This is a genomic window from Pseudomonas sp. MWU12-2319 (genome assembly GCF_023242525.1).
In the GTDB taxonomy this organism is placed as follows: Bacteria; Pseudomonadota; Gammaproteobacteria; order Pseudomonadales; family Pseudomonadaceae; genus Aquipseudomonas; species Aquipseudomonas gingeri_D.
This window is the reverse complement of the sequence record NZ_JALJES010000014.1, coordinates 21972-35855: the sequence shown is the minus strand read 5'-3', so window position 1 is coordinate 35855 and position 13884 is coordinate 21972. Positions and strand designations below refer to the sequence as shown.

Annotated in this window: 11 protein-coding genes; 7 read left to right on the top strand and 4 right to left on the bottom strand. The window is 62.9% G+C overall.

Going from position 1 to position 13884, the window contains the following annotated elements; genetic code table 11:
* Positions 1-7 precede the first annotated feature (7 nt).
* The 3 genes from M5C01_RS21905 (at position 8) to M5C01_RS21895 (ending at position 4934) form a co-directional block, all read left to right on the top strand.
* Positions 8-2224 carry a GGDEF domain-containing protein gene (locus tag M5C01_RS21905; RefSeq protein ID WP_152736525.1) on the top strand — a complete coding sequence of 739 codons (2217 nt, stop codon included), beginning with the start codon at positions 8-10 and terminating at the stop codon, positions 2222-2224.
* Positions 2225-2464: 240 nt separating this feature from the next.
* The gene (locus tag M5C01_RS21900) at positions 2465-3244 is read left to right on the top strand and encodes an N-acetylmuramoyl-L-alanine amidase (protein ID WP_152736524.1); all 780 of its coding nucleotides are present in this window, start codon (positions 2465-2467) and stop codon (positions 3242-3244) included.
* 76 nt (positions 3245-3320) lie between these two features.
* Positions 3321-4934, top strand: coding sequence for an EAL domain-containing protein (locus M5C01_RS21895; protein ID WP_152736523.1), 1614 nt, complete (start codon positions 3321-3323; stop codon positions 4932-4934).
* Here M5C01_RS21895 and M5C01_RS21890 read toward each other — a convergent pair.
* The gene (locus tag M5C01_RS21890) at positions 4931-6709 is read right to left on the bottom strand and encodes an ATP-binding protein (protein ID WP_103496280.1); all 1779 of its coding nucleotides are present in this window, start codon (positions 6707-6709) and stop codon (positions 4931-4933) included. The two genes, M5C01_RS21895 and M5C01_RS21890, sit on opposite strands and share 4 nt — an antisense overlap.
* A 10-nt stretch (positions 6710-6719) precedes the next feature.
* The gene (algB, locus tag M5C01_RS21885) at positions 6720-8066 is read right to left on the bottom strand and encodes a sigma-54-dependent response regulator transcription factor AlgB (protein WP_103496281.1); all 1347 of its coding nucleotides are present in this window, start codon (positions 8064-8066) and stop codon (positions 6720-6722) included.
* A gap of 449 nt (positions 8067-8515) precedes the next feature.
* Here algB and M5C01_RS21880 point away from each other — a divergent pair, with 449 nt between their 5' ends.
* From M5C01_RS21880 to M5C01_RS21865, 4 genes are all read left to right on the top strand, one after another.
* Positions 8516-8797: a hypothetical protein gene (locus tag M5C01_RS21880; RefSeq protein WP_152736522.1), complete on the top strand. Its 282-nt coding sequence runs from the start codon at positions 8516-8518 to the stop codon at positions 8795-8797.
* A gap of 90 nt (positions 8798-8887) precedes the next feature.
* Complete coding sequence (locus tag M5C01_RS21875; RefSeq protein WP_100940022.1) at positions 8888-9052, top strand: DUF1328 domain-containing protein; 165 nt, start codon at positions 8888-8890, stop codon at positions 9050-9052.
* Positions 9053-9579: 527 nt separating this feature from the next.
* Positions 9580-10911, top strand: a complete 1332-nt coding sequence (gene gltP, locus M5C01_RS21870; RefSeq protein WP_103496283.1) for a glutamate/aspartate:proton symporter GltP — start codon at positions 9580-9582, stop codon at positions 10909-10911.
* Between the two features lie 175 nt (positions 10912-11086).
* The gene (locus M5C01_RS21865; protein WP_152736521.1) at positions 11087-12316 is read left to right on the top strand and encodes a spore maturation protein; all 1230 of its coding nucleotides are present in this window, start codon (positions 11087-11089) and stop codon (positions 12314-12316) included.
* On the opposite strand, the gene M5C01_RS21860 is transcribed toward M5C01_RS21865, so the two are convergent.
* On the bottom strand, positions 12317-12949 hold the full coding sequence (locus tag M5C01_RS21860; RefSeq protein ID WP_152736520.1) for an ABC-type transport auxiliary lipoprotein family protein: 633 nt from the start codon (positions 12947-12949) through the stop codon (positions 12317-12319).
* A complete protein-coding gene (locus M5C01_RS21855; RefSeq protein WP_152736519.1) occupies positions 12946-13884 on the bottom strand; it encodes an MlaD family protein in 939 nt (312 codons plus the stop codon). Before M5C01_RS21855 ends, M5C01_RS21860 begins: the two co-directional genes overlap by 4 nt.

The window sequence follows — 13884 nt, the reverse complement described above, 5'->3', positions numbered from 1 at the left end:
CGCCGGCATGAGCAGCGAAGAAGTCGAACGCTGGAAAGAGAAATACCTTAAAAGCATCGAACAACAGGAAAAGCTCGAGCGTCGTTGGGACGCCCGTCTGGACCTGCTTCGCCGTGGGCTGGTACGCAGCACCCTGGCGGCGGAAGGGACCGACCGCGCGGTCGACCAGTGCATGAAGGAAATGCGCGATATCATCCGCAGTGACGATATGGACGCGGGCCTCGCGGCGCTGCTGCCTCGCTTGGAAAAAGCCGTGCTCGACTCCGAACAGCGTCGCGAGACCCGCGCCGAACAGGTGAGCACCGCGTTGACCTCGCTGGTGACCCAGCTGCAATCCTTGCCGCTGACCCGTGAAGTCCGGCGGCCGCTGAAGAACTTCGCCAAGCAGCTTGAGGGCCGTGCCGGCCAGGCGCGGGAAATCCCGTTGCTGCTCAGCGAGCTCAGTGGTTTGCAAGGCAAGGCACTGACGCAGCTTGAGCAGCCGGCCGAGCCAGGGCGTCCCGGCCTGTTGCAACGGTTGTTCGGTGGCAAGGAGAATCCGCCAGAAGCCACCCCGGGTCAGTCGCCGGCCCAGCCCGCCGGGGCCGAACAGGTTCCGAGCCACGCGGTCGAACCCGTGGCGCGTGACCCCGAGCTTCAAGTGCCGGAGGCTGTTCATGCACCCGCACCCGCACCCGCACCAACAATCGCGCCACCTGTCGCCGTAGCGGCCCCTGCCGTCGAGCCGGCAGCGGCGCCCGCCCCCGCCCCTGTTGCCCCAGTTGAGGCCGCAGCGCCAGCCGAGCTCGAAGTGCCTGTGTCGGCATCGCCGTCCGCTACTGAGCCCGAGCTGGTGCCCGCGGCCAAGCCCGTCGATACGGTGGCCTATGTGCCGCAGGTGGTGCAGCCGGAGCCGTCTGCCGCTGTCGCCGAGGCGGTGCCCGAAGTGCCATCCGTGGCTATGGCGAGCTCGGTCGGGCAACCGCCGATTCTGGCTGTCGAGCCCAACATGGTGCCCACGCCTGCCGTCAAGGCGGCCGCCCCGGCTGAAGCGCCAGCCCCTGCGCCGCATCCCGCGCCTACGGTGTTTATCGACAGCCTGCCGCTGCCCCCGGTGATGGCTGAGGCGCTGGCGGCCGTCGACCCGGAGTACCCCGAGCCGGATGTGCTGTTCGCCTTGCCCGAATCCCCGGAGCCGTCCTACAGCTCGGTGGCCGAACATATCGAGTCGACGTTGTTGGGCCTGCTCGATGACCTGACCCTGCCCGAACGTCACCAGGCCCATGCCGAAGCCATGCGCCACCGCCTCGAACATGGGTTGAACTGGTACGAATTGCTACCGATCCTCGATGATCTGGCGGTGTTGATGCTGGCGATCAACGACAGCGGTCAACACGATTTCCAGATCTACCTCAAGCAACTCAACGAACGCCTGGAGTCGTTCCAGAGCAACCTGCAGGCGGCCAGTGCCGGGCATGCCGAAGGGCGTACGGCGGCGAACGAGCTGCACAGCCAGTTGCGCGAGCATGTCGATAGCCTGCAAAGCAGCGTGCAGGATGCCGCGGACCTGGAAAGCCTCAAGCATGTCCTGGAAAATCGCCTCGAAGGTTTGTTGGGCACCATGGACCAGCACCAGCAACAGCGGGCCATCCGCGAGCAGGAGGTTGCCGTGCGCCTGCAAAGCCTGGCCGAACGCGTGGCGCATATGGAGCAGGAGGCCCAGGGTTATCGTGACCACCTCGAGGAGCAACGCCAGAAAGCCCTGGTCGACCCCCTGACCGGCCTGCCCAATCGTGCGGCCTGGAGCGAGCGCCTGGAGCAGGAAATGGCGCAGTGGCAGCAGCACGGCAACACCCTGCTGATCGCCATGCTCGATCTCGATCACTTCAAGCGGATCAACGACAACTACGGCCACCTGGCCGGTGACAAGGTGCTGAAGATCATTGCCGGCGAGTTGCGCAAGCGCCTGCGTGCCGGAGACTTCATTGCCCGTTTCGGCGGCGAGGAGTTTGTCCTGCTGGTGCCCGATACCTCGGTCACCGCGGGGCTCAAATTGACCGAGAGCCTGCGCGCGGCCATCGAGGCCTGTCCGTTCCACTTCAAGGGCGAGCGCGTGACCATCACCGTGTCGGTCGGGCTGTCGGCGTTCAAGACCGGCGAGCGCAGCGACCATGCGCTGAAAAGGGCCGATGAGGCGCTTTACCGGGCCAAGAATGCCGGACGTAACCGCATCGAACAAGGCTGAGTACAGGCGCACGCTCTTCTAGGAGCCGGCTTGCTGGCGATGGCGTCCGCACGGCCAATACAAGGCTTGCGGGCCTCATCGCCAGCAAGCCGGCTCCCACAAGTGACCGCGTTGCCCGAAGTTGTGGGGTCAGGGTCAGGAGGGTACTCCAGGTTGCATCAGGTAACAGTGTATTGGGCGCTGCTGTGCCCGCCAGTACGTTATGCTGTCAAATTACTGCCTTCGGTTGTTGCCGCTGCCATGAAACTGTTCCCTCTCCTGCTTTCGATCCTGCTGCTGGCGGGCTGCGCCAGCGCTCCGCGAATGGATACCAGCCACCCTTCGGTCAACTACGACAATCGCGTGCAGTTCGTGATCCTGCACTACACCTCGGCAAACATGGAAAACTCACTGCGGTTGCTGACCCATGGCCAGGTCAGCAGCCATTACCTGATCGGCGACGACCCTCGCGCCACGGTCTTCAAGCTGGTGGATGAGAGCCAGCGCGCCTGGCACGCCGGGGAAAGCGAGTGGCTGGGACGCACCTGGCTGAACTCCAGCTCCATTGGTATTGAAATCGTCAATCCGGGTTTCCGCGATACACCCACCGGCCGCGTCTGGTACCCCTACAGCGAAGCGCAGATCCAGGCATTGATCGTGCTGCTCAAGGACATCGTCAAACGCAATCACATCGAACCACGCAATGTGATCGGCCATAGCGATATCGCGCCGTTGCGCAAACAGGACCCGGGCCCGTTGCTGCCCTGGAAGCGCCTGGCCGCGGAAGGCCTCGGCGTATGGCCTGACGAGCAGGCGGTCGCCCGGCAGCAGACCGTCTACACCGCGCAACTGCCGAGCATCACCTGGTTCCAGCAGCAGCTCATGCGCCTGGGCTATGCCACGCCGCAGACCGGCGAGCTGGATGTTGCCACGCGCCATGTCCTGGCGGCCTTCCAGATGCACTTCCGCCCGGCCCGTTTCGACGGCCTGCCGGATGCGCAAAGTGCGGCGATCCTCCAGGTGCTCAACCAGTCAAAATAACGTCAGCGCCGGACGGTCAGCGCCGATTCGCCAATCTGTTGCTATAACTCATTGGTAAGTCTTCGGATATTCGCTGATGCCGGTTCGCCAGACGTTGCGCTCCTGGTTCCATCGTCCCTGGTTGCTGGCATTGCTGGCGGCTCTGTTCAGTGTCGCCCTGTTATTGGCCGGCAGCCTGGGGGTGGCGATGCACCAGGCCAGGCAGCACGAAAGTGAACAGATGAATGCCCAGGGGCAACGTTTCCTGGAGCGGCTGGAGCAGCTTTTCGGGCAACTGCGCGAGGGGCTCGATCAATTGGAGGCCCAGCCCCTGCGGGACTGTAGCCCGGCCATGATCGGCACCCTGCAGCAACTGAGCTTCAACTATCGCTTTATCTACGAAGCCTTCTATGTCGACGCCACCCGGTCCTGTTCCAACTGGCCGAACCAGGATGCCCAGGTGACCTTGGGGATGCCGGATATCCGCGGACCGACCTACAGCTATTGGCTCAATACCTCGGCCCAGCCCAATGACAACCTGGCCGCCCTGATGTTGGGGCGCGGTCACTTCCGGGTATCCACTTCCCGTGGCCATTTGAGCGATGTGGTGGAGCTGCCGCCGGGGGCCAGCCTGCTGGTGGTGGTCGACCGTGGCCGGCGGGCGATTCCGGTGCTCGGGCCGGAGCAGGACTGGCCACCCCCCGGCTGGCCGGTGAAGGGCCAGGACCCGTTGCTGATCACGCCAAATGAATTGATCTACCGCATGCCCACCCGCACCCCGGAATACCAGCTGGTGATGGTCGCGCCGCGCGCGGCCATGCCGCTGGTCATCGACCCGCTGTGGTGGTGGCTGCTCTCGGTGAGCCTGGTGATTGCCTTCTGCATCGGCGGCCTGACCTTGCAGTTGGCCCGCCAGCGCCAATCGCTCAACGGCGAACTGCAAGGCGCGCTGCGGCGCGGCGAGTTCCAGGTCTTGTATCAACCGATCTTCGACCTCGGCAGCCGTCGGTGCGTGGGCGCCGAAGCCCTGATCCGCTGGCGCCGGCCGGACGGCACGCTGACCAGTCCCGACCTGTTCATTCCCCTGGCGGAAAATACCGGGCAGATCCGCCAGATCACCGATTTTGTCCTGCAACGGCTGCTGGACCAGCTGGGTCACCTGCTGCGGGCCAATCCGCAGCTGTACATCTCGGTGAACCTGGCGGCTTGCGATGTGATGGTGCCGCGTATCGGCGAGGTGATTGCCGACCTGTTGCGCAGGCATCGGGTCAGTGCCCGGCAGATTGCCTTCGAAGTCACCGAGCGTGGTCTGATCGACGTGGTGGTGGCACGGGACAATTTGCAGGCCCTGCGGGATGCCGGCCATCAGGTGTTGATCGACGACTTCGGCACCGGCTATTGCAGCCTGGCCTATCTGCAAACGCTGCCGGTGGATTGCCTGAAGATCGACAAGGCCTTTATCGACGCCCTGGGCCATGACGCCGCCAGCAGCGGCGTGGCGCCGCATATCATTCGCATGGCCCATGCGCTGCACTTGCGGGTGATCGCCGAGGGCATCGAGTATGAGCACCAGGCCCTGCTGCTCAGCAGCGAAGGGGTCAATTATGGTCAGGGTTGGTTGTTTGCCCAGGCGCTGACGGCGGTGCAGTTCGTCGAATTGATCACTCGCGGCCGACGCCTGGCTTCGCGTCGCCTGGACGACGAGGCCTAGAGCGGCAGCGCCATATAGAACTGCGTGCCCTGCCCCGGCCGTGAATACACGCCCATCCGCCCGCTGTGCAGTTGCACGATCTCCTTGCACAGGGCCAGGCCCAGGCCGGCGCCGCCTTTCTTGCGGCCGACCTGGACGAAAGGTTCGAAGATGCGTCCCTGTTGCCCGTAGGCAATACCCTCGCCGTTGTCCTCGACGCTGATGATGACCCGCTCGCCATGGCGCCGGGCCTGCAAGCGAATCTGCCCGCCCCGGGCGGTATGGCGCAGGGCGTTGTCCAGCAGGTTGTCGAGGACGCGCTCCAGTTGCGGTTGATCGGCCGGCAGGCGCGGCAAGGGCGGCTGCAGCTCGACCTGCAGGTCGATGCCCTGGCTCAGGGCCTGTTCGGCAAAGCGCAGGCGACAGGCCTCGAGCAGTGTCTCGATATCGCAGGGCAGCAGGGTCAGTTTCTGCAGGCCGTTCTGGTAACGGGAGAAATTCAGCAGGTCGTTGATCAATTGCATCAGCCGCTGCATTTCTTCGTTGACCGTGTTCAGCAGGTCCGCTTCCCGCGATTCGCTGTCGAAATGCACGCGCTCCTGCAACAGGCCGAAGGCCATATGCATGCCGGTGACCGGCGTGCGCAGTTCGTGGGAGGCGCGCAGGACGAACTCGCTGCGCACCCGCTCGAAGGCCCGCTGTTCGGTGACGTCGTGGAGCACCATCACCGCGCCGAGAATATGGCCTTGGGTATGACTGACCGGGGTCAGGCTGTAGGTCAGCAGGCGGGACTCCCCTTCGACCTCGACCTCGAGGTCTTCCGGTGCCCGTTCCAGGCTGGCACCGCGCAGGATCAATTGCAGTTGTTCGTCCAGTTCGGGCCGCTGCAGCGCCTCGCCAAGGCCTTGGCCGAGGCGATCGCCGTCCCAGCCCAACTGGCGCTGCGCCACCGGGTTGAGGTGCTCCAGGCGGCCTTCGCGGTCGATCATCAGCAGCCCGTCGTCGATGCTGTCGAGCACGGCCTGCAAGCGTTGCTGGCCGGCGAGCAATTCGTCGATATTGGTTGCCTGATGCTGGCGTAGGGCCTCGGCCATAAGGCCGAAACGTCGGGTCAGCAGGTTCATCTCGACCGCGGGGGAAATCGGCAGGGTGACGTCGAAGTTGCCCTGGCCGATATGGTCCGCCGCCTCGGCCAGGGCCTCGATCGGTGCACCGAAACGGCGGGCGATGCCGTGGGCGGTGATGAAGCCGATGATCAGCACCGCCAGGCCGACAAACCCCAGCAGCCCGGCCACCAGCAGTGCCCGCTCGCGGGCATCGTTTTCCGTGGCGCTGATGTTGTCCAGCGCCTGCTTGTGCTCGGCGATCAGGCCGTTGCGCAGGATATTGAAAGTGTTGGTGAGCTCCTCGATGCTGCCACTGCCGTCCCGTGAACGGGCGAAGGCCTGGTAGAACCGTTCGTAGTCGATACGGGCCTGGGCGAAGCCGCTGCGCACGTCGTTGCTCTGCTCATGCTCGATGCCTTCGTGGAGCAGTTGCAGATAGTGTTCGCGCGAGGCCTCGAGCGCGGCCTGGTCCGGCTTGTCACCGAGCATCAGAAGCAACTGGTCGCCCAGGCTCTGGCGCAGCTTGAGGCCCAGGTCGAGGGTGATGAAGTTGTCGCTGACCAGCGACTCCTGGGTCTTGGCCATCTGCATCACGCTGACCAGGCCGAGCATCAGGCCCAGCAAGGCGACGGTGATCAGTGCCGAAATACTCAGGAAGAGCCGGGTGCGCAGCTTCATCGTGAGCTTCATGGTGGGCTACTCACAGGTTGTACTGTTTGCGTTTGCGGTACAGCGTCGAGGCGTCGATGCCCAGTGTCTTGGCGGCCTGGTCAAGGGTATCGCTGTTGGCCAGTACCGCGCCGATATGGGCTTTCTCCAGTTCGTCCAGGCTCAGCGCGGCGCCGATGCGCGGTGCGCTGTTGGCCGGTTGCTCGGCCATGCCCAGGTGGCTGATCTCCACACGCTCCTGGGGACAGATGATGCTGGCGCGTTCGACCACGTTGCGCAGTTCACGGATATTGCCCGGCCAGCGGTAGTTGAGCAGGGCTTCGCGGGCCTCATCGCCGAAGCCGCGGGCTGGTCGCGCGTATTCCTTGACGAAGCGGGCGAGGAAACGATCGGCGAGCATCAGGATGTCTTCACTGCGCTCGCGCAGGGGCGGCAGGTGCAGGGTGATGACGTTCAGGCGATAGAGCAGGTCCTCGCGAAAACGTCCGTCGCGGACCATGTCTTCGAGGTTGAGGTTGGTCGCGGCGAGAATCCGCACATCGGCCCGTCGTGTCACCGGATCGCCGACCCGTTCGTATTCCTTGTCCTGGATAAAGCGCAGCAGCTTGGGCTGCAGGGTCAGGGGGAAATCGCCGATCTCGTCGAGAAACAGCGTCCCGCCGTCGGCCTGGTTGACCCGGCCCAGGGTGCTTTCGCTGGCGCCGGTGAAGGCCCCGCGGCTGTGGCCGAACAGCTCGCTTTCCATCAGCTCGGCGGTCAGCGACGGGCAGTTGATGGTTACGCAGGATTTCTTCGCGCGTTTGCTCCAGCCATGGATGGCCCGGGCCAGTTCGCCCTTGCCGGTCCCGGACTCGCCGAGGATCAGGATGTTCGCGTCGGTGCCGGCCACCTGCCGCGCGGTTTCCAGCACCGCCATCATCGATGGGCTGTGGGAGTCGAGGCCGTCCTTGGGCTTGCGCACTTCGCCTTCCAGGGCCTCGAGGCGCGCCGACAGTTGCCGCACTTCCAGCTGTTTGGCCGTGGCCAGGCGCAGTTGGTCCGGGCTGCACGGCTTGACCAGGTAATCGGCGGCACCGGCCTGGATGGCGTCGACCGCGGTGTCCACGGCAGAGTGGGCGGTGACAATCACCACGCGCATCCAGGGCGCCTGGATGCGCATCTGGGCCAGGACATCGAGGCCGTTGTCTTCGCCAAGGCGCAGGTCGAGGAAGCACAGGTCGAAAACCTGGCGCTGCAGCAAGGCCTCGGCCTGGGCCGCGCTGTTCGCCGTGGCGACGCTGTAGCCCTCGTCTTCCAGGCAATAGCGAAAGGTGCGAAGGATGGCGGACTCGTCATCCACCAGCAGAATACGGCCTTGATGTTCCGTGGCGGACTCCATCTCCCATGCTCCTTTAGTAAAAGTTTTCAGTCTCTACCGGAAATATCCGGCACGTTAGAGAGCTGTTTCTGATTGACCTTATGACAAGCAGGGTAACGGTCTGCGCCCCTGATTGCTAACCCGCTGATTTGGGGAATTTTTTAGGCTCTTTGCTTCCGACAGTTGGGCTCTCAGCTAATTCCTACTGATTTTCTTACTATTTATTCTTTTGGTAGGGCTATTTCCTACGGATTCATCGTGCAATACGCACGACCGTATGGCGGGCATCGTGCAGGATGCTGGTCGATCAATCTTGTGTGTTTTATAACTTATTGATTTTATTGATATTTTTTCAATAAAAAAGCTGGCATGCAGACTGCAATGTTCCTCTCAAGAACATTCGCGGTGGTCGGTCTGGTTCATCTCTGCCGACCCCGCAACACCCATCATTGAGTCGGAGGAGTTTCAGGATGAATCGCCCACGTGCCGCCCATCTCCATCTCTCGCCACTGCACTTGCAGCAAGGATTGTTTGCCGTGTTGGCGTTGCTGGTCACGCTGATTGCCGGCCAGCAGTTCCAACGCTGGAACCAGGCCAGTGTCCAGGTCCAGCGCCTGCCCGGGCATGTCCTGCAACAAACCCATTTCAGCGCGACCGCTACCAGTATCAGCGACCCCGCCGCCTACCGCCTGACGTCGGTCGATCAAGCCCAGGTGCCTGACGAGCCGTTGCAGCAGCGCTGGGTGTTCTAGGCAAGAACCGGGCTGTCGGATGATAGCCCGGGGCAGTACCCGGAGCAGTAAAGGCTGCATCCAAACACTTGTAAGTCGAGGAGAATCACCATGTTGAGCTGGGCAGTCACATTCCTGATCATTGCCATTGTCGCCGCGGTATTAGGCTTTGGTGGCATCGCCGGTACAGCCACGGGTATCGCCAAGATCCTCTTTGTCGTATTCCTGGTGATGTTCGTGGTTTCCTTCCTGTTCGGACGCCGTGGTCGAGGCTGACCATGAGCCACAGCCGCCCTGCTGACGGGCGGCCGCTCCTGTCTTTGCATGACCGCGTTTGCCGCTTTGACCCTATGTCGTTCTGACATTAAGTGGCCTTTTCCGCGGGTGCATTTTTCCGATGTGACCGTACGTCTAGAAACACCCCTCTGATTACCCCTCGTTTACGATTGAATTTGTAGGAGTTTTCTACTTATTTGGCCTAGATTCATTCCCGTGTCGTAGAGGAAAAAATGCTTTGAAATGGCCGGTCTACGGCACTTTTTTCGGCTGAAATGTCCTGCTGATGGGGGACAAAACGGTCGTATTGTTGAACAAGGATCATGCCGATTCGGCATGGGGTAGGCGTTTACGGCATTAGACGTCCCCCCCTTGCATGGGAATAGTTGCGCCTTTTTTCGCCTGCCAAAAAGCCATCAGGCCGGTGGGCGATGACCTTCCATGGGGGACAGTTGCCATCACCTGACCTGCATCAGTGCAACGGTGAGGGGCTTCTGTCCGACTCCACTTGAAGCAAGGGTAACGACATGAAGAAGGCAAAGCTCAGCCTCGCCTGGCAGATCCTTATCGGTCTGGTACTGGGGATTGCAGTCGGCGCGCTGCTCAACCATTTCAGTGCCGAGAAGGCCTGGTGGATCGGCAACGTCCTGCAACCGGCAGGCGATATCTTTATCCGCCTGATCAAGATGATCGTTATCCCGATTGTCATTTCCTCGCTGGTGGTCGGCATTGCCGGTGTCGGCGATGCCAAGAAGCTGGGGCGCATCGGCCTCAAGACCATCGTCTACTTCGAGATCGTCACCACCATCGCCATTGTGGTCGGCCTGCTGCTGGCCAACGTGTTCCACCCGGGCTCGGGCATCGACATGAGCACCCTGGGCACCGTGGACATCTCCAAGTACAAGGCCACTGCCGCCGAAGTGCAGCATGAGCATGCGTTTATCGAAACCATCCTCAACCTGATTCCTTCGAACATCTTTGCCGCCATGGCCCGCGGCGAAATGCTGCCGATCATCTTCTTCTCGGTGCTCTTCGGCCTCGGCCTGTCGAGCCTGCAGGCCGAGTTGCGCGACCCGCTGGTGAAGATGTTCCAGGGCGTCTCGGAAAGCATGTTCAAGGTCACCCACATGATCATGAACTACGCGCCGATCGGTGTGTTTGCCCTGATCGCGGTGACCGTCGCCAGCTTCGGCTTCGCCTCCCTGCTGCCGCTGGCCAAGCTGGTGCTGCTGGTCTACGCCGCCATCCTGTTCTTCGCCTTTGCCGTGCTCGGCCTGGTGGCCCGTTTGTTCGGCTTCTCGGTGATCAAGCTGATGCGCATCTTCAAGGACGAACTGGTACTGGCCTACTCCACCGCCAGTTCCGAAACCGTGTTGCCACGGGTGATCCAGAAGATGGAAGCCTACGGCGCGCCGAAAGCCATTTGCAGTTTTGTGGTGCCGACCGGTTACTCCTTCAACCTCGACGGCTCGACCCTGTACCAGAGCATCGCGGCGATCTTCATTGCCCAGCTTTATGGCATCGACCTGTCCATCAGCCAGCAATTGCTGCTGGTGCTGACCCTGATGGTCACCTCCAAGGGCATTGCCGGGGTACCGGGCGTGTCCTTCGTGGTGTTGCTGGCGACCCTGGGCAGCGTCGGTATTCCGCTGGAAGGCCTGGCCTTTATCGCCGGTGTCGACCGGGTCATGGACATGGCGCGGACCGCGCTGAACGTGATCGGCAATGCCCTGGCGGTGCTGGTGATTTCCCGTTGGGAAGGCATGTACGACGATGCCAAGGGCGAGCGCTACTGGAACTCCCTGCCGCACTGGCGCAGCAAGGCGCCGCTGCCGGCGGGCGAGGCTTCCAAGGGCTGATTGAATGGCGCTTGCTGGCGAAGCCTCTAGTGCTCTCGCTGGCCCCTTCGCGAGCAAGCTCTGCTCCTACAGGTCCGCGTACTGCCAAAGCTGATCGATAGACCCCGGACTTTCCGGGGTTTGTTGTTTCTGGCCCGACCGCTATCATTCGCCGCATCTTCAAGGAGTTTTCCCGATGCTCAATGGCCTGTGGCTTGGCTTTTTCGTAGTGGCGACCGTCTCGGCGCTGGCGCAATGGCTGGTGGGTGGCAACCCCGCGATCTTCGCCGCGATGGTGGAAAGCATCTTCGCCATGGCCAAGCTCTCGGTGGATGTCATGGTCCTGCTGTTCGGCACCCTGACCCTCTGGCTCGGCTTTCTGCGCATCGCCGAAAAGGCCGGGATCGTCGACTGGCTGGCCAAGGCCCTGGGGCCGCTGTTCAGCCGCCTGATGCCGGACGTGCCGCGCGGCCATCCGGCCATCGGCCTGATCACCCTCAACTTCGCGGCCAACGCCCTGGGCCTGGACAACGCCGCCACGCCCATCGGCCTCAAGGCCATGCGTTCCCTGCAGGAGCTCAACCCGAGCCAGACCGTGGCGAGCAACGCGCAGATCCTGTTCCTGGTGCTCAACGCCTCGTCCCTGACCCTGCTGCCGGTAACCATCTTCATGTACCGCGCCCAGCAAGGCGCGGCGGACCCAACCCTGGTGTTCCTGCCGATCCTGCTGGCCACCTGCGCCTCGAGCCTGGTCGGCCTGCTCTCGGTGGCGGTGATGCAGCGCCTGCGGTTGTGGGACCCGGTGGTGCTGGCCTACCTGATTCCCGGCGCTTTACTGCTCGGCGGCTTCATGGCAGTGCTGGCCGGGCTGTCGGCCACGGCGTTGGCCAGCCTGTCGTCGATCCTCGGCAACCTGACGCTGTTCGGCCTGATCATGCTGTTCCTGGTCATTGGCGCGTTACGCAAGGTGAAGGTCTACGAGGCTTTTGTCGAAGGGGCAAAAGAGGGCTTTGATGTCGCCAGGAATCTGTTGCCGTACCTGGTGGCGATGCTCTGCGCGATTGGTGTGCTGCGGGCTTCCGGGGCGCTGGACTTCGGCCTCGACGGCATTCGTCACCTGGTGCAGTGGGCCGGTTGGGATACGCGTTTTGTCGATGCGTTGCCGACAGCGATGGTCAAGCCGTTCTCCGGCAGTGCGGCGCGGGCGATGTTGATCGAGACCATGAAGACCCAGGGCGTGGACAGCTTCCCGGCGCTGGTGGCGGCGACGATCCAGGGCAGCACCGAAACCACCTTCTATGTGCTGGCGGTGTATTTCGGCGCGGTGAATATCCAGCGGGCGCGACACGCGGTGGGCTGCGCCTTGCTGGCGGAACTGGCCGGGGTGCTGGCGGCGATCGGGGTGTGCTATTGGTTCTTCGGCTGATCAGCGTTTGGCTGAATCCTCGCCTTGCTGCACCGCCCAACCGATCAGCTGCGCCATCAGCTTGTCGCCGGCCTGGCCGAAGCCCGCCACCACGCCGGGCACCTGCTTGTCATTGATCGGCTGGCGCACTTCAAAGCGCCGGCTGGCGAGGATCCGCTGGTCAATCCCACGGACCAGCCGCGCATCGAAGCGGATCACCACCTCGGCCCCCTGACCTCGGTACTCGGTCTGGAAGGCCTGCAACTCGCCGCCCAGCTCGAAATCCGCCTGCAGGTTGCTGTCGTCGGTGCTCAGCAGGCGCACCCGACCGTCGCGCTGGAAGGCGTCGAGAATCCGGTTGCGTAGCAACACCGGTGCCGGATCGCTCCAGCGTGAGGCCTTGTAGTGGCTGATCAGGTCACCCTGGGGCACCACGGCGATATTCGGGCTGTTCAAGGCGTCACTGGCAATCGGCTTGGCAATGCGCAACGACCAGTTGACCGGCTGACTGTTGGGCGCCGGAACACTGTTCTGTGCCGTCGGCAGGCGATAGACATCCGCCGGGTCCGCCTGGGGCAGGATCGAACAGGCGCCGCTCAAGGCCAGGCCGACAACCAGAGTAAGCTGGCTCAATACACGAGGGGCATGCCTCATGGGGTGAATTCCTTGTTCTTGTCACGGCCCAGCAAGTAGCCGCTGGGGTTGGCATCCAGGCGCTTGGAGATCGCGCGCAGGGAACTGAGGGTGTCACGCAGTTCACGGATCGCCGGGGCCAGTTCATTCAAGCCCTGTAATCCACTGTTGACCGAGTCCTGGTTTTTGCTCAGCAGCGTGTTGATGGTCGCGGTGCTCTGCTCCAGGGATTGCATGGCCCGTTCGGCGCTGCCAAGGGCCTGCTTGCCCTGGTTGTCGAGCAGGCCGTTGGCGTTGCGCATCAGCGCGGTGGTCTGTTCCAGGGTCGCGCTGACCTGCTTGCTGACCAGGGTCATCTGTTTCAGGGTCTGGCGGATATCGTCGCGCTGGCCGGCAATCGCCCCGGTGGCTTGCTGGAGGTTGTCCAGGGTCTGGCTGACCTGGGCGACGTTTTTCTGCGAGAACATTTCGTTGGCATTGTGCAGCAGCAGGTTGATCCCGCTCATCAGGTCGTTACTGTCGTTGAGCAGGCGTGAGATCGGCGACGGCGAGGCGATGATCTGCGGCAGGTTGCCATCCTTGCCCTTGAGCTCGGGACTCTGCGGCGTGCCGTCGCTGAGCTGGATCAGCGAGGTGCCGGTGATGCCGGTCAGGGCCAGCTTGGCGCGGGTATCCTCCTTGATCGGCGTGTCGCCGGCCAGGCGGATGCGTGCCAGCACCCGGCGCGGGTCTTTCGGGTCGAGGCTCAGTTGCAGCACGTCGCCGACCTTGATCCCGCTGTATTGCACCGGGCTGCCCTTGGACAGGCCGCTGACCGCCTCGTTGAACACCACTTCATAGTCCTTGAACGCGGTGTCGACACTGGACTTGGCCAGCCACAGGCCGAACAGCAACGCGGCCACGACCACCAGCACACTGAACAGGCCGATCATCACATGATGGGCACGGGTTTCCAT